The sequence below is a fragment of the Nocardia ninae NBRC 108245 genome (assembly GCF_007990755.1).
GTDB classification, from domain to species: Bacteria; Actinomycetota; Actinomycetes; order Mycobacteriales; family Mycobacteriaceae; genus Nocardia; species Nocardia ninae.
In genome coordinates, this window is record NZ_BJXA01000003.1 from 86750 (window position 1) to 102614 (window position 15865).

Consider the following 15865-nt stretch of genomic DNA (forward strand, 5'->3'; position numbering starts at 1 on the left):
CCGAATACGTTAGGGTGGTATTAAAATACCGAGATTGGGGTTTGTTGATGGTGGAGTTGAAGACGTCGGGTGAGATCGATCGCATGCTGGTGACGGGCCAGTTCGTGGCCGAGGTGCTGGGGGAGTTGCGCGACCGCGCCCGCATCGGCGTGAACCTGCTGGAGCTGGAAGCCCATGTGCGCGAGAAGATTCGACAGCGCGGCGCGCAGTCGTGCTACTGGGACTACTCGCCGTCCTTCGGCCGCGGCCCGTTCCGCAACACCGTCTGCCTCTCGGTCAACGATGCTGTGCTGCACGGACTTCCGTTCGATTACGCGCTCCGCGACGGCGACGTACTGACCATGGACCTCGCCGTCGGCATCGACGGCTGGGTGGCCGACTCGGCGACCACCATCGCGGTCGGCACGGCCACCCCGGAAGACCTCCGCCTGATCCGCGCAACGGAGGAAGCCCTCACCGCCGCGATCGCCGTCGCGCTGCCGGGCAACCGCATCGGCGACATCTCCGCCGCGATCTCCGCCGTCGCCCACGACTACGGCTACCCGGTGAACACCGAGTTCGGCGGCCACGGCCTGGGCCGCACCATGCACGAGGACCCGCACATCCCCAACGCGGGCAAGCCGGGCCGCGGCTATCGCCTGCGCCCCGGCCTCACCATCGCCATCGAACCCTGGTTCGCCCGCACCACCGATCGCATCGTCACCGACCCGGACGGCTGGACCCTGCGCTCCGCCGACGGCTCCCGCACCGCCCACTCCGAACACACCATCGCCATCACTGAAGATGTTCCCAAGGTGCTGACCCGCCTCGGAGGCTGACGCCCCGACCCCTCGACGGCCGCGCCGCGCCCTTGTCGGCCCTCGATGGCCGACGCGATTACTCGGTGGCCCGATGCCACCCGGTGGCCGGCACGCGCCACGCCGACCACCGGCGCCGATCCCGACTACTCGGCGTCAGCCAACCACTGCTCCAAGTCGGCCGCGATCTGGAGATGCTCCGCGATCTCGGCACGCTCTTCGTCGGACAACTCCAGTCCCGCTATCTCGCTGCGCAATTCGGCCGCCCGCTCCGGATTGCCCATCGCCACAGCGAGTTCGGTGAGCTCGGCCATCGCGTGCGCCTTGTCGAGCACCGAAGCGGTGGCGGCGAAGCGGCGTAGTCCGGATTCGAGTGTCTTGCGGGCCGCCTCGTCGTCCTCTTTGGAGAATCGCAGGATTCGCGCGTTGTCCAGAACCCGTTGCAGCCCTTGTAGTTCCCGTGATCCGCCGTACTCGAAGTCGGGCTCGTCGCGTTGTATATAGGTGACACTGTTGCCGCTCGGATCGGTGACGCTGAAGCGCGTCTGGCCGGGACGGAATCGGCTGATGTGCGGTATGCCCTTGATCGGAATGCGGCCGAGGTGCTCGCGGAGCGCGGCGCTGAACTGCTTGTGCAGGGGCGCTACCTCGTCGACCATGACCAGGCAGCCTGCCGCCTCGATGTCTTCCGCGCTGCGCGTGTCTTTCGCGTCGCAGTAGAAGTTCAAATCGTAGCCGTTGCGTTCCACCGCGCCGAAGGCGTAGGGCTTGGTCTGCTCGTAGGTCACCTTGTATCCCAAGGCTTGATAGAACGCCAGCGTCTCGGCCAAGTTGCCGCCCCACATCACCGGTACTGCCGTGTCGCCCATGAAAGCCTCCCACTACCTGCGGTAATCAATTTTGACTACTCAAGGTTAGGGCGGTCACGAGGCGGAAGTCAAGTTTGACTACTGTAGAAAATTCCTATCTGAAGGAGGTCGCCGATGTCGGCTGTGCGCCTGTTGGTGCTGGGGGTGATGCGCCTGCGTCAGCCCACCTACGGCTACGCCGTGCGGCGCGAATTGCTGTCCTGGCGTGCGGAAACGTGGACGAACGTGAAGCCGGGCTCGATCTATCACGCGCTGAAACAGCTGACCCAGGAAGGCAAGTTGAGCGCCTACGGCACCGAGGGCAGCAGCCAAGGCCCCGGCCGCACGCTGTTCCAGCTGACCGACGAGGGCGAGGCCGAGTTCCGCAAGTTGATGGACGAGGCGTTGGTCAGCATCGACATGGAGGAACTCGGTGCGGGCATCGCGTTCATGGACGCGCTGCCCCGCGCGCACGTCATCGAGAAGCTGCGCGAACAGCGCCGCCGCAGCGAGGAGGTCCGCACCGGCCTGCTCGAGATGATCCCCGACTTCCCGGGCCGCGGCGAGCCGCCGCACGCGACGGACCTGCTCGAACTGTGGAGCAGCGTCTTCGGCAACCTCGCGGGCTGGACCGACGGTATGGTGGCACGCCTCGAAGCGGGCGAATACCGAATGTCCGAATAGAACGCCTACGCTGCGTGCATGACCAACACGCTCGGGGCCGTCGGCACCTCCGATTACGTTCTGCTGACCACGTTCCGCAAGGACGGCACGCCGGTCGGCACACCGGTGTGGGCGGTCGCCGACGGCGACAAGCTCTACGTCTGGACGGTCACCGACAGCTGGAAGGTGAAGCGGCTGCGCCGCAACCCTGACGTCACCGTGCAGCCGTGCAACGTGCGCGGCAAGCCGCACGGCGAGGTGGTCACGGGCACCGGGCGCATCCTCGACCAGGCCGGCACCGATCGCGTGCGCAAGTTGCTCATGCGCAAGTACTGGCTGATGGGTCCGATCACCATCCTCGGCAGCAACCTGCGCCGCGGCAAGAAGGGCACCGTCGCCGTCGAGATCACCTTCCCCGGTTGATCGTCAGGTCGCCTGGCTGACCGAGGACATGTGGAAGTCGGGGATGCGCAAGGGCGGCATGGCCGTTCGGGTGAACCAGTCCTTCCACTCGCGCGGCAACGTGACCTGGGTGGCGCCCGCTTCGGTGACCCGGCGCAGCAGATCCAGCGGACTCTCGTTGAACCGGAAGTTGTTGACCGCCGCGGTAACTTCACCGTTCTCGACGAGATAGACGCCGTCTCGGGTCAGCCCCGTGAGTAGCAGGCTGGCCGGGTCGACCTCGCGGATGTACCAGAGCGTGGTGAGCAGCAGGCCGCGCTCGGTGCGCGCGATCATCTCGTCGAGCGTGGCGCCGGAACCGCCGGTGAGTAGCAGGTTGTCGCCGGGAACCGTAGGGGCGGTGCCGAATTCGGCGGCGGCGGCACGCGGGTAGACCAGCGACTGGATGACGCCCTCGCGCACCCAGTCGACCCGATCCGCGGACATGCCGTTGTCGAAGACCGAGACCGCTTGGGACGACGAGGATGTCGCGACGAACGGGCAGTACTCGAGTCCGGTGGCCTTCGGGTCGGAGTGCAGCGTCAGCGGAATGTCGGTGAGCCGCTCGCCGATTCGGGTGCCGCCGGCCCGGGAGAACGCGGTGTGGCCTTCGTGCGCGCCGCGACCCTCCATCTCCCAGTGCATGTAGATCATCAAATCGGCGACGGTCGAGGGCGGCATCAAGGTCTCGTAGCGGCCGGCGGGCAGCTCGACCTTGCGCTTGGCCCAGTCCAGTCGCCGGGACAGCTCGGTGAGCAGGCCCGGCACGTCGACATCGGTGAAGTCCGCGGTGCCGACGCCGACCCAGGCGCTGGCGAGATCGGTTCCCGTACCACGCTTTCCGTTGATCTCGACCGAACCGGTGGGCTGCACGAAGCGACGCCGGAGACCGGTCGAGGAACCCAGCCAGATCGTCTGCACGGTGTGGTGGGCGAAACCGTAGAGGCGGTCGCCGCCGTCGAAACCGGCGGACAGGTCGCGGGCGAGATCGGTGAACACCTCGATGTCGGTGCTACCGGGGGCGGTGGCCCAATCGTCGGCGGGGACGTCCGAATCCAGCAGCGGCATCGCGTCGCGGGCGGGTTCGGCGGTGCGTGCCGCCGTTTCGCTCTTGCGCACGACTGCTTCGATCTCGGCCGGGTCGACGCTGGTCGAGCCGATGGTGCCGACGCGCGCGGCGCCGGCCTCGTCGCGGAAGATCGAGACAACGGACCACCCACGCGACACCGAGGATCCGTTGGTGGTCATCGAGTTTCCGGCCCAGCGCAGCGACGCGTCGTGCGAATCGGTGACGAGCACGATCGCCTCGTCGGCCTGGGACAGGGCGAGCGCGCGTTCGACGACCTCGCCCGCGGGGATAAGGGTGGTCACTGTCCCGCCTCCGTCCGGGTATTGAGAATGTTGATGCCGCGCACCAGCACCGACGGACAGCCGTGGCTCACCGCCGCGACCTGGCCGGGTTGGGCCTTACCGCAGTTGGCCGCGCCGCCGAGCTGCCAGGTGGACGGTCCGCCGACGGCTTCCATGGCACCCCAGAAGTCGGTGGTGGTGGCCTGGTAGGCGACGTCGCGCAGCTGGCCGTCGAGCTTGCCGTCGCGGATGCGGAAGAAGCGCTGGCCGGTGAACTGGAAGTTGTAGCGCTGCATGTCGATCGACCACGACTTGTCGCCGACGATGTAGATGCCGTTGTCGACCCGGGAGATGAGTTCGGCGGTGCTGGTGTCGCGTTCGGGGTCGGGTTGCAGCGAGACGTTCGCCATCCGCTGGATCGGCACGTGGTGCGCGGAGTCGGCGTAGGAGCAGCCGTTGGAGCGGTCCAGGCCCAGGCGTGGCGCGAAGACCCGGTCCAGCTGATAGCCGACCAGGATGCCGTCGCGCACCAGGTCCCAGCGTTGCCCGGCGACGCCTTCGTCGTCGTAGCCGATGCTGGCGAGGCCGTGCGCCTCGGTGCGGTCGCCGGTGACGTGCATGATCGGCGTGCCGTACTGGAGCTTGCCGAGCTTGTCCGGTGTGGCGAACGAGGTGCCCGCGTAGGCGGATTCGTAGCCGATGGCCCGGTCGTATTCGGTGGCGTGGCCGATGGATTCGTGGATGGTCAGCCACAGGTTGGTCGGGTCGATCACGAGATCGGTCGGGCCGGGGGTGACCGTCGGCGCCCGTGACGTACTCCCAGCCGCGACCCACCGGTGCCGCCAGCGTGCGCATGGTCTCGAACACGCCCGCCGAGGAATCGACGGTGGTCGCCTCCAACTGCGGGTGCAACCGGACCCGCTGCTGGGTGATGGACGAGCCCGCGGTGTCGGCGTAGAAGGTCTGCTCCTTCACCTGCAGCACCGACGCGGTGACGTGGTCGACGCCGTCCGCGCTGGACAGGCGGCCCGAATAGTCTTGCAGCAGATCGACCTTGTCGGCGGTCGGCACCGTGAACGGATCCAGGTCGTAGGCCGATACCCAGCGCACGTTGTCGTAGATCGGCTCGTCGGCGAGCTCGACTCGCTCGCGGTTGAGCGCGCGCAAGGTCGTCGCCACCGTCACCGCGCGGCGGGCCACCTCCACCGCCGTCGCGGGGGTCAGTGCGGCATGGGAGGCGAAGCCCCACGTGCCGTCGACGATCACCCGGACCGCCAAGCCGAGCTCGGCGTTGTCGGTGATCGACTCGACCCGCCCGTCGCGCAGCCGGATCGACTGGGTGACCAGCCGATGCACCCGCAGGTCGGCGTGGTGGGCGCCGGCCGCCTTCGCCGCGGTCAACGCGGCCTCGGCCAGCGCGGCCAGTGGAAGGTCGAGGAACTCGGCGTCCACATCCTTGGAAGTCGCGATGCTCACCCGGTCCAACCTAGTCGGTTCCATCCGAGAGGACTTGCGCCTACCGGGATTACACGCCGTGCGAGTTTGCAGCGCATGCAAACCAGCACGTAATGCACAGTGGCGCAGCGTGAAAGAACGGAGGGTGGGCGGCGGCAACGGCACGCGCGAAACCAGCGCCTACCGCGTCTGCCTCGCGAAATGCCGTACTGTGCCCGCGTGCCGCCATCCGCCCTTCGTGACCGTAAACGCGAACGTACCCGCCGAGCGCTGCTCGAGGCAGCCGTACAGCTGTTCGAGACGAGAGGCTATGAAGAAACTACGGTGGCCGACATCGCCGCGGTAGCCGATGTCGGGACCCGCACCTTCTTCAACTACTTCGCCAGCAAGGAAGAGCTACTTTTCCCGGAGACGGACGAGCGCGTGCGGGCCGCGGTGGCTGCGATCGGCAGCAGGCGACCGGGGGAGCGCCCGGTCGAGGTGTTGCTGCGAGCCTTGCGTGCGGCCGGTGACAACCCTGGCGAGCATCTCGTCGACGATCTGAACGCACGGATCGCCGCGCTGCGCGCGCAAGTGTCGCGCACGGTGCCCTCGGTGAGTGGTCGGGCCGCGCACGCGCAGCTGGTCGCGCAGCGCGAGATCGCCCGTCAGCTACACGTGGCGTTTCCGGCCGAACTGGACGAGGTCGGGGCCGCGGCGCTGGTCGGCGCGGTCGTCGGTGCCGTCTCGGGTGCGCTCACCGTGCTGTTCCAGCAGCCGTTGAACGGCGCCGAGGACGGCGAGCGGCTGCACCGGCGCATCCACGAGACGACCTCGCGGGTGCTCAAGCCGTGGCTCGCCTCCCAGGTCGAAACTCGGGGTTGATCAGCGGGCCGCTGTCGGCCCATCCGGTTGAAACCTGGGGGCTGATCAGCCGGGTTCCTGCCAGCCGAACCGGCTGAAGGCGGGGGTTGATCAGCCGGGTTGCTGCCCGCCGACCCGGTTGAAACCTTGGGCTGCTCAACCGAACTGCTGCCACCCCAACCGGATCACCATCCCGACGACCACCACCAGCAGCACGACGCGAACGAACTTCGCGCCGTTGCGCAACGCCATGTGCGAGCCGACGATCGCGCCCGCCACATTGCCGACCGCCATGGCCGCGCCGAGTGCCCACAGGATGTTGCCGGTGGCGCCGAAGAAGATCAGCGCGCCGACATTGGAACCGCAGTTGATCACCTTCGCCATCGCGGCGGCCCGGACGAACTCGGTGCCGAGCAGGGTGGCGAAGGTGATGATGAGGAAGGTGCCGGTGCCGGGACCGAGCAGGCCGTCGTAGAGGCCGACCAGGCCGGCGGCCAGCGCGATGGTGAGGATGAACTTGCGGCGCGTCGGCGGGTGCGTGGCGAGGGTGACACCGATCGACGGGCGCAGCGTGACGAACACGGCGACGGCGACGAGCACCACCATCACGATGGGGATGAACAGCTCACGGTCGATCAGTGACACCGCGGCGGCGCCGATAGCTGCGGTGACCGCGGCGATCACGGCCGCGGGCAGGAGCACTCGCCAGCGCAACGGCACTTTCCTGGCGAAGGTCACCACCGAGGCGCCGGTGCCCGCGACCGCCGCCAGCTTGTTGGTGCCGAGCGCAGTTTGCGGTGTGATGGTCGGCGCGACCAGGAACAGCGTCGGCAGGATGATCAGTCCGCCGCCACCGACTACCGCATCCACCCAGCCCGCGGCCGTCGCTGCCGTCAAAAGAACTGCCCAATCACCGATCTGCACGTCGGTGAGCCAACCAGATCGGATATCCAAGACCAGTGAGCAGTCCAGTGTGCGGCTCGGCGAGGCGGCCGACTCGGCTCGGGCCGCCCCGAGCGGAGGTTCCGCGGCGTGGTGCGCCCGGCTCCGGACCGCGTCGCGCGGGGCGGGTGCCAGGCGAAACCGCGCGGTCGACCTAGGCTGAGGGCGTGCGCCGGTTCAGTCTGTGGCTTCGTGGGAAGCCCATCGTTGCGGATTCGATGCTGGCGATTGTCCTGTTGGTGCTCGAGATCCTCGGCGCCGCCAACGCGGAGCACAAGGTCGCCTCGCTCGCTATCGGGTTGTTCTTGCCGGTTCCGGTGGTGTTCCGGCGGGTGTATCCGCGGGCGATGGCGGTGGCGTCGTTGCTGCTGTCGTTCACCGCGAGCGCGGTGCAGTACGTGGTCGGCGACGAAAAGGTCGAGCACATCACGTTGTTCAGCCTCGGCATCATGCTGTACACGCTGGTCGCCTATGTCGGGCGGCGCGAGGGGCTGTGGTTTGCGGCGGGTCTGGTCGCGGACACGGTGCTGTCGTACTCGGCCGACATTCTCAAGCCTGCCAGCGACATCATCTTCACGATCATGTTCTTCGCGTTGTGCTGGACGCTGGCCGAATTCATCGGGGCGCGGCACGCCTACGACACCGAGGTCGCGGCGCGGCTGGCGGTCGCCGACTACGACAAGGAACGACGCGCCCACGACGCCGTCTCCGCCGAGCGCACCCGGATCGCGCGGGAACTGCACGACGTGGTCGCACATGCGGTGAGCGTGATCATCGTGCAGGCGGACGGAGCCCGCTACGCGTTGCGCCGCGATCCCGACGCGGCCGAGCAAGCCCTCAGCACCATCGCGAGCACAGGTCGAGAGGCGCTGCGCGAATTACGCAGAACCGTCGCGCTTTTGCGCACCGAACACGCGCCCGACCAGTTGCCGCAGCACGGGACCGCAGGCCTGGCGCGGGTGGTCGAGATGATGCGCGGCACCGGCCTGGCCGTGGAGCTCGAGCTGACCGGTGAACTCGACGACATCGCGCCCGAAGTCAGCCTCGGCGTTCATCGCATCGTGCAGGAATCACTCACCAACACGCTGCGGCACGCGGGCCCGCACCCCAAGGCCTGGGTGCAGATTCGCCGCCGCGACACCGACGTGACCATCGACATCAGCGACACCGGCGGTGTCCCGCTCGACGAGCCGTCCATGCGGATCAAAGGCGGCGGCATGGGGCTGGTCGGCATGCGCGAACGCATCGCGGTCCTCGGCGGCACCTTGGAAACCGGCCGCGCCGCCGACGGTGCCTGGCGGGTGCACGCGACCATCCCGCTGGAGCCCGGCCTGCCGGAGTAGTTGCGGCGCGCTGCCTTCCGCTCGTTACGCGACCAGCCGGGCCGCCGCGCCCGTCGGGCACAGGATTGCCCGCCGCTCGTGAAACTGCCGCCAGATTTGGGTGCGCCGGGCGGAACCGTACGCGGCGGGCGAGCGGGTGCGTGGTCGTGGCACGTTAGATTGGGGGCGTGCCGATCACCGTTCTCGTTGTGGATGACCAGGAACTCATGCGTATGGGGCTGAAGATGGTGCTCGGTGCGCACCCCGACATCGAGGTGATCGGGGAGGCGGCGAACGGTGCGGCCGCGGTGAGCCGGGCGGCGGAGTTGCGGCCCGATGTGGTGTTGATGGATGTGCGGATGCCCGTGGTGGACGGGGTGACCGCGACCGCGCGGATCGTCGACGCGGGCCACGGCTGCCGGGTGCTGGTGATGACCACCTTCGATCTCGACGAGCACGCCCTCGGTGCGCTGCGCGCGGGGGCCAGCGGATTCCTGCTGAAGGACACGCCGCCGGAGGATCTCATCTCCGCCATCCGCAGTGTCGCCGGCGGTGACGCGGTGGTGTCGCCGAAAGTGACCAAGCGCCTGCTGGATCGGCTCATCGCCGAGGACCCGGCGCGGATGCGCGACCCCGGTGTCCTGGAGGTGCTCACCGCGCGCGAACGCGAGGTGCTCGAGCAGATCGCCGCGGGCCGTTCGAATGCCGAAATTGCCGAGCAGCTCTTCCTTTCCGAGGCCACGGTGAAAACTCATGTCGGCCGGGTGCTCACGAAACTCGGTCTGCGCGACCGGGTTCAGGCTGTGGTGCTGGCTTATGAAACCGGATTGGTGCGCCCCGGCGGCTGATGCTCAGAACTCCGTAGCAAAACGCACGATGCCCCGACCATTTCGGGCTGTCCCCGGAAGTCTTCGAGTGCTGGACTGAACAGTACAAACTTCAGGGGGAAGTCATGGATTCTATTCTTTATTGGAATGCCGTCGCGCTGGAAGCGAATCGCATCAGCCACAGCAACGGCTTCAACGAACAGACGGGCCCGCCGCTCAGTGCACGGGCGTTGGGGATCGTGCATCTGGCGATGTACGACGGTTATATCGGTGTGCTCGGCGACAGCGCGCAATACCCGCCGTACCTCCCGGATCTACCGCCCGCGCCACCGGGCGCGAATGCCGATGCCGCGGTGGCCGGTGCGGCGCATGCGACGTTGACGTCGTTGTTCCCGCGTCAGCGCGAGGCCTTTGATCAGGCGCGGGACGAGGCGGGCCTCAGCGGTCCTGGCGTCGCCGAAGGACTGGCGTTCGGCCGCCTCGTCGCCGAACGGATCCTGGCCGACCGCGCCGACGACCCCGACGCGAGCGGCACCGGATACCAGCCCTCGCCTGAGCGCTTCCACCATCGGGTGGACCCGTTCAATCCTGGTCAGGGCTTCCACGGCCCGTTCTACGGCGCACGATCCAAGCTGTTCTCCGCCACCGAACGGCACCGGAACGCGCCACCGCCCGACGGCGACGGCGCGGAGTACCTCGAGACACAACGGATTGTCCGAGTCACCGGGATCGCCCCCGACCTGCTGGGCACCCTGCCCTCGTTCCTCATCGAGGGCCTCCCGCCGGACCGTCGGCGCCGCACCGAGGAGCGGACGCTGATCGGCCTGTTCTGGGCCTACGACGGAGCGAACGGTATCGGCACACCGCCGCGTCTCTACAACCAGATCGTGCGCACGGTCGCCGAAAACCGGAACAATTCGACGCAGGAGAACGCGCGATTGTTCGCGCTGGTCAATGTCGCCATGGCCGACGCGGGAATCCTTTCGTGGGAACAGAAATACCTGTACGACCTGTGGCGCCCCGTGGTCGGCATTCGGGAACACGCCCCGGCGATGGGGCCGGGTGCCGTCGAAGGCGACAATGGCATCGGCACCGATACTCAGCTGGATTGGTTGCCGATGGGCGCACCGGCGTCGAATTCGACCAATCGGAATTTCACACCGAATTTTCCCGCCTATCCCTCCGGGCATGCGACATTCGGTGCGGCCGCGCTGCACATCACGCGGCGGTTCTACGACATCGCCGAGGACGACCGGAATCCGGACGATCTCGCCGACGGCCTCACGTTCGTCTCCGACGAGTTGAACGGCGTCACCACCGACAACACCGGCACCGTGCGCCCGCGCCACGTCCGCAGCTTCCCCGAAGGCCTCTGGCAGCTGATCGTGGAGAACGGACGCAGCCGGGTCTGGCTCGGCGTGCACTGGGAATTCGATTTCGCGCCGCGCCTGTTCGGCATCGGCGGTCTGTCCCTCGGACTCGACATCGCCAACGACATCTACAACACCGGGATGCGTAAGTCGACGGCCGGCCCGGAGTGACCCGAACCGGATCTCAGCGGGCTCTCAGGCGGATCCGGGAGAAAAATTGAGCCGTCGGACGTTGCAACCAGTAGATCGTCCGAAAGGATCGCCATGCCCGTCCTGGTATTCGTGCTCTACGTGGTCACCGAGATCGCCGCGCTGGTCGCCGTCGGCCAGTGGCTCGGCGTGATTCCCGCCATCCTGCTGCTGATCGCCGGGTCGACGGCGGGCATGCTGCTCGTCGGCGCGCAGGGACGGCGGGTGTTCGAACAGTTCCGCCGGGCCGGGCGCGGCGAGATCGCGCCGGGTACCGCGGTCGCCGACGGCGCGCTCGTCGCGACGGGCGGGGTGCTGATGTTCGTGCCCGGACTGGTCACCTCGCTGTTCGGCTTGCTGCTGCTGTTGCCGCCGACCCGGATGCTGGTGCGTCCGCTGCTCACCGCGTTCGCCGCTCGCCGGTTCGCCAAGCTGGCGGCCGCGGCTCCGTATCGCGGCGTGGTGATCGACGGCGATCAGGTGGTCGACGGCGTCGTGGTGCAGCAGTGGTACGACGACGGGCAAGGCAACGCGCACCGCGCGATTACCAAGTCCTAGTCTCGCGATTACCAACGGGTAGTAAAGGCACGCCAGCGCGCTAGGGATCCGCGCGAAACAGGGCTATGGTGGCGCGATGGCCACCGAGCAACTCACCATCACGGTGAGCGAGGAGCTAGCCGCAGCGGTCAAGAAAGCTGCGGTTGCTGCCGGACAGTCGATCTCCGGGTTCACCGCCGCCGCCTTGCGGCTGGAACTGATCGCCATCGAAGCGGGGTGTCGATCCGGCTCGAATCCAGGGCCGTCGCGCTTCGCCGAAGTGATGACGGTGCTGGCGTGCCCCGAGGACACGGTGCCGCACCCCGTACTGAACGGCTGACCTGAACGCCTGAAACAGGCATACGGCAGACTGGTGCCTCGTGAATACCCAGTTGCTGATCGGCGGTCGCTTCTACAGCTCCAGTTCCCCGGACGCGACCGCGATGGCGGTCACCGACGGAACCGTGGTCTGGCTGGGCGCCGAACAGCCGGGCCGCGCACTGCACCCGGACGCCGAGGTCATCGACCTGGACGGCGCGTTCGTGGCACCGGCCTTCGTCGATCCGCACGTGCACGTCACCGCGCTGGGACTGAAGCTCACCGGACTCGACCTGTCCGCGGCCCGCTCGCTCGAGCACTGCCTGATACTGCTGAGCGACTTCGCCGCAGCGCAGCCCACCGGTGCGATCCTCGGCGACGGCTGGGACGAAACCACCTGGCCGGAGGGGCGCCCGCCCACCATCGCGGAGATCGATAAGGCCGCAGGCGCACGGCACGTGTACCTGTCCAGGGTGGACGCGCACTCGGCCGTGGTGTCCTCCGCTTTGCTCGACACCTTGCCTCAGGTCACCGCCGCCGACGGCTTCACCCGGGGCGAGCCGGTGCGGGCCACCGCCCACCACCTGGTGCGCGCCGCGGTGCTCGCGGAACTCGATCGGGCACAACGAGATCGGGCCAGGACCGCGGCGCTGGACCACGCGGCCGCGCACGGCGTCGTCGCAGTGCACGAATGCGGGGGACCGGAAATCGCGGGCCGCACCGACATTCGCGAACTGCTCGACTTCCAGCACGGCGTGGAAGTGCGGGCGTACTGGGGCGAAGCGGTCGCCGGCGCGGACGAGGCTCGCGCGCTGGTCGCCGAACTCGGGGTGCACGCCCTCGGCGGAGATCTGTTCGTAGACGGCTCTTTCGGATCCCACACGGCCTGGCTACGCGACCCCTACACCGATGACCCGGGCACCGGCCGCGCCTACCTCGACGCCGACACCATCACCGCCCACCTGCGCGCCTGCACCGAGGCGGGCATCCAAGCCGGCTTCCACGTGATCGGCGACGCCGCCATGGACGCGATCATCACCGGATTCGACCGCGTGGTCAGCGAATTCGGCGGCCCCGCCGTCGCCGCCCGCGGCCACCGCGTCGAACACGCCGAACTCCTCGCCCCCGATCAGATCGCCAAGCTCGCTTCCTGGGGCGTAATCGCCAGCGTCCAACCAGGATTCGACGCGGCATGGGGCGGCACCGACGGTATGTACGCCGCCCGCCTCGGCGCCGAACGCGCCGCCGCCTTGAACCCGTTCGCCGCCATGGCCGCCGCGGGCATCTCCCTGGCCATCGGCTCGGACGCCCCCGTCACCGCGCTGGACCCCTGGGCCGCCATCCGCGCCGCGGTCAACCACCGCACTCCCGGCCACGGCCTGTCTCCCCGCGCCGCCTTCGCTGCTGCTACCAGGGGCGCCTGGCGTGCGGGCGGTGTCCGCGACGGCATCGCAGGCACCCTAGTCCCCGGAGCTCCCGCCTCCTACGCGGTATGGGACGCCGACGAACTCGTCGTCGCGGCCGCCGCCGACACCGTCCAACGCTGGTCCACCGACCCCAGATCCCGTGTCCCCGGCCTGCCACCCCTGGGCCCGGACGCCCCCTTGCCGAACTGCCTGCGCACCGTGCACCGCGGAGTCGTCATCCATGAGTCGTGAACGCGCCGTGCTGGTTTCGCCGCCGTGGCCTGATGCCGCTGCCTCCTGGAGGTGCGGCTTCAAGCAGGGATGCGTGGCGCTGACCTCCCTGTCGCGGTGTAGGGCGCTGGGTCCAGCATGAAGCGTGAATTCGCAGCGCGGATCGTGCGGCGTGCGGCGACCACATCCTGCGCGCCCGGGATGACATCAGACCATCGAGCTAACGCAGCGGGGCTCGCCTCCGGTGTTCCGCAGCGAAAGGCAACCACCCGTGGTGCGTGAACGACTCTCGGCTGCGCTGGATCGGTACCCCGTGCTGTGGCGGTCGGTGTCGGCGATCCTGGCGGGGCTGTTGCTGTTCGGCAGCTTTCCGCCCCGACCGTGGTGGTTCCTTGCGCCGCTCGGCATTACGGTGCTCACGTTGACGGTGCGCGGTAGCGGGCGGCTGCGCGGTGGGTTCGGGTACGGGCTCCTGGCCGGTCTCGCGTTTTTCGTGCCGCTGTTGCCGTGGACCGGGATCTACGTCGGACCGCTGCCGTGGCTGGCGCTTTCGACGGTATGTGCGGTGTACATCGGGCTGTTCGGGCTGATGGCGCGGCTTCTGGGAAGAATGCCCGGCTGGCCGCTGTGGGTGGCGCTGGCGTGGGCGACCGCGGAGTGGGCGCGGTCCAGCTTTCCGTTCGGTGGATTCCCCTGGGGCCGTTTGGCCTTCGGGCAGGCCGACGGATGGTTCTTGTCCCTGGCCTCGCTCGGTGGCGCACCGCTGGTCAGCTTCGCCGTAGCCCTCACCGGAACCGGTGCTGCGGCGCTGGTTTCGGCTGTGTGGTCGACACGGCAACCGCGTCACTTCACGACCGGTTCGGATGATGTTCGCCTGGAGTCGAATAACGCCGCGTCGGCCGAAGGCGTTTCCGCGCGCAGCTCTGACATCGCGAGCCATTCCCCCGACCAGACCTCGAAGATTGCAGACACTCCTAGCGCTCGCACCGCAGTGATCACGGCCGCGGCCACATCGGTCCTCATGCCGGTCGCCGGTCTGCTCCTCAGCTCCGCACTACCCGACCCGGATCGCGGCGACCGCACCATCACCGTCGCCGCGATCCAGGGCAGCGTCCCGCGCCTCGGACTCGACTTCAACGCGCAACGTCGCGCCGTCCTCGACAACCACGTCCGCCGCACGAAAGAACTGGCACGCGCGGTCGAGGCGGGGCAGGCGAAGAAGCCGGATGTGGTGATCTGGCCGGAGAACTCCTCCGATATCGACCCGCTGCGCAATGCCGACGCCGCGACGCTGATCACCGAGGCGTCCGAGCAGATCGGCGCGCCGATCCTGGTGGGTGCGGTGCTGGTGAACGGCGATCGCACCACGACCAACTCGGTGATCGTGTGGAACGGCGTGGCGGGCCCGGGGGAGCGGCACGACAAGAAGATCATCCAGCCGTTCGGCGAGTACCTGCCGATGCGCTCGTTCTTCCGGCTGTTCTCCGAATACGCCGACCGTGCCGGATATTTCGTGCCGGGCCACGGCGACGGCGTGGTGCACGCCGCAGGCATCGATATCGGCGTCGCGACCTGCTACGAGGTCGCCTTCGACCGCGCCTTCGAGGACGCGATGCGCGCGGGCGCCCAGCTGCTCACCGTGCCGACGAACAACGCGACCTTCGGCGACAGCGAGATGACCTACCAGCAGCTGGCCATGTCGCGCATCCGCGCGGTGGAGCACGGCCGCGCCCTTGTCGTCGCGGCGACCTCCGGGGTGAGCGCGATCATCGCCGCCGACGGCAGCGTGCGGCAGGAGACCCCGCAGTTCGTGCCCGCCGCCTTGGTCGCCGATCTACCGTTGCGAACCAGCAACACGCTCGCGACTCGCGTCGGTCCCGCGCCGGAGGTCGTCTTCGTCGTGCTGACCGCCGCCGCCCTCGTAACCGCCGTGGTTCGGCGTCGGCGGGCGCACACCGCGGCTGCCCCGCGCCCCGGGATCGGGCAGCCCGTTTCCTGACCGGGCCGAATACAGACCGAACACTCGGTATTTTCTGTGGCAGCTGTAGCCATATTGTGATGTAGCGCATCATTCGCCGAAACCGGTGGGGTACGCGGCCGTTTTCTTGTCGCGTCACCTATCTTCCTGGCCTTTTTCCGAGGCGCGTGCCCCAATCGCCCGGTTCGCGAGGATGTAGCTAGTCAAAGTCACGGTGTGCCAACGGCGTTGGATGTGAAACAAATCCAACACGGCGGCAATCCGCCCGTTCCGACGCTCCGAATCATCTGTCGTGGATCCCGTCCATGATCGGCGCCTGCGCGCCGGTCGTGCGGCGGTTGCTAGGGG

General features: G+C 68.2%; 14 protein-coding genes and 1 pseudogene. 11 read left to right on the forward strand and 4 right to left on the reverse strand.

Annotated elements, in window-relative coordinates:
• The first annotated feature begins 47 nt into the window (after nt 1-47).
• Nucleotides 48-818, forward strand: coding sequence for a type I methionyl aminopeptidase (map, locus tag NN4_RS04160; protein ID WP_147128629.1), 771 nt, complete (start codon nt 48-50; stop codon nt 816-818).
• 125 nt (nt 819-943) lie between these two features.
• Here map and NN4_RS04165 read toward each other — a convergent pair whose 3' ends face one another.
• Nucleotides 944-1666 carry a DUF8817 family protein gene (locus NN4_RS04165; RefSeq protein WP_147128630.1) on the reverse strand — a complete coding sequence of 241 codons (723 nt, stop codon included), beginning with the start codon at nt 1664-1666 and terminating at the stop codon, nt 944-946.
• Between the two features lie 114 nt (nt 1667-1780).
• Between NN4_RS04165 and NN4_RS04170 the strand changes: the two genes are divergently transcribed.
• Complete coding sequence (locus NN4_RS04170; protein ID WP_147128631.1) at nt 1781-2329, forward strand: PadR family transcriptional regulator; 549 nt, start codon at nt 1781-1783, stop codon at nt 2327-2329.
• A gap of 18 nt (nt 2330-2347) precedes the next feature.
• Nucleotides 2348-2731: a PPOX class F420-dependent oxidoreductase gene (locus tag NN4_RS04175; RefSeq protein ID WP_147128632.1), complete on the forward strand. Its 384-nt coding sequence runs from the start codon at nt 2348-2350 to the stop codon at nt 2729-2731.
• Nucleotides 2732-2734: 3 nt separating this feature from the next.
• Here NN4_RS04175 and NN4_RS04180 read toward each other — a convergent pair whose 3' ends face one another.
• Both NN4_RS04180 and NN4_RS04185 read right to left on the reverse strand, forming a co-directional pair.
• Nucleotides 2735-4120 carry a metallopeptidase TldD-related protein gene (locus NN4_RS04180; protein WP_147128633.1) on the reverse strand — a complete coding sequence of 462 codons (1386 nt, stop codon included), beginning with the start codon at nt 4118-4120 and terminating at the stop codon, nt 2735-2737.
• Nucleotides 4117-5599 (reverse strand): annotated as a pseudogene (locus NN4_RS04185) (TldD/PmbA family protein). Before NN4_RS04185 ends, NN4_RS04180 begins: the two are co-directional and overlap by 4 nt.
• A 174-nt stretch (nt 5600-5773) precedes the next feature.
• Here NN4_RS04185 and NN4_RS04190 point away from each other — a divergent pair.
• Nucleotides 5774-6418: a TetR/AcrR family transcriptional regulator gene (locus tag NN4_RS04190; protein ID WP_234391070.1), complete on the forward strand. Its 645-nt coding sequence runs from the start codon at nt 5774-5776 to the stop codon at nt 6416-6418.
• A gap of 135 nt (nt 6419-6553) precedes the next feature.
• Here the strand turns inward: NN4_RS04190 and NN4_RS04195 are convergent, their stop codons facing one another.
• On the reverse strand, nt 6554-7321 hold the full coding sequence (locus NN4_RS04195) for a TSUP family transporter (RefSeq protein ID WP_107660621.1): 768 nt from the start codon (nt 7319-7321) through the stop codon (nt 6554-6556).
• 185 nt (nt 7322-7506) lie between these two features.
• On the opposite strand from NN4_RS04195, the gene NN4_RS04200 reads away from it, so the two are divergent.
• The 7 genes from NN4_RS04200 to lnt all read left to right on the forward strand — a co-directional run bounded on the left by NN4_RS04200 (nt 7507) and on the right by lnt (nt 15538).
• Entirely contained in the window at nt 7507-8682 is a 1176-nt protein-coding gene (locus tag NN4_RS04200; RefSeq protein ID WP_186818254.1) for a sensor histidine kinase, read from the forward strand.
• Between the two features lie 167 nt (nt 8683-8849).
• Entirely contained in the window at nt 8850-9509 is a 660-nt protein-coding gene (locus NN4_RS04205) for a response regulator (RefSeq protein ID WP_147128634.1), read from the forward strand.
• A gap of 104 nt (nt 9510-9613) precedes the next feature.
• On the forward strand, nt 9614-11029 hold the full coding sequence (locus NN4_RS04210) for a vanadium-dependent haloperoxidase (RefSeq protein ID WP_147128635.1): 1416 nt from the start codon (nt 9614-9616) through the stop codon (nt 11027-11029).
• A 93-nt stretch (nt 11030-11122) separates the two neighbouring features.
• On the forward strand, nt 11123-11605 hold the full coding sequence (locus NN4_RS04215) for an FxsA family protein (RefSeq protein ID WP_147128636.1): 483 nt from the start codon (nt 11123-11125) through the stop codon (nt 11603-11605).
• Between the two features lie 76 nt (nt 11606-11681).
• A complete protein-coding gene (locus NN4_RS04220) occupies nt 11682-11924 on the forward strand; it encodes a hypothetical protein (RefSeq protein WP_147128637.1) in 243 nt (80 codons plus the stop codon).
• A gap of 40 nt (nt 11925-11964) precedes the next feature.
• Complete coding sequence (locus NN4_RS04225) at nt 11965-13560, forward strand: amidohydrolase (protein WP_147128638.1); 1596 nt, start codon at nt 11965-11967, stop codon at nt 13558-13560.
• A gap of 250 nt (nt 13561-13810) precedes the next feature.
• On the forward strand, nt 13811-15538 hold the full coding sequence (lnt, locus tag NN4_RS04230) for an apolipoprotein N-acyltransferase (protein WP_147128639.1): 1728 nt from the start codon (nt 13811-13813) through the stop codon (nt 15536-15538).
• The last annotated feature ends 327 nt before the right edge of the window (nt 15539-15865 follow it).

What these genes read in the sequence shown, in the direction of transcription:
- map (WP_147128629.1), top strand. Translation starts at nt 48, where the DNA reads ATGGTGGAGTTGAAGACGTCGGGTGAGATCGATCGCATGCTGGTGACG.
- NN4_RS04165 (WP_147128630.1), bottom strand. Translation starts at nt 1,666, where the DNA reads ATGGGCGACACGGCAGTACCGGTGATGTGGGGCGGCAACTTGGCCGAG.
- NN4_RS04170 (WP_147128631.1), top strand. Translation starts at nt 1,781, where the DNA reads ATGTCGGCTGTGCGCCTGTTGGTGCTGGGGGTGATGCGCCTGCGTCAG.
- NN4_RS04175 (WP_147128632.1), top strand. Translation starts at nt 2,348, where the DNA reads ATGACCAACACGCTCGGGGCCGTCGGCACCTCCGATTACGTTCTGCTG.
- NN4_RS04210 (WP_147128635.1), top strand. Translation starts at nt 9,614, where the DNA reads ATGGATTCTATTCTTTATTGGAATGCCGTCGCGCTGGAAGCGAATCGC.
- NN4_RS04215 (WP_147128636.1), top strand. Translation starts at nt 11,123, where the DNA reads ATGCCCGTCCTGGTATTCGTGCTCTACGTGGTCACCGAGATCGCCGCG.
- NN4_RS04220 (WP_147128637.1), top strand. Translation starts at nt 11,682, where the DNA reads ATGGCCACCGAGCAACTCACCATCACGGTGAGCGAGGAGCTAGCCGCA.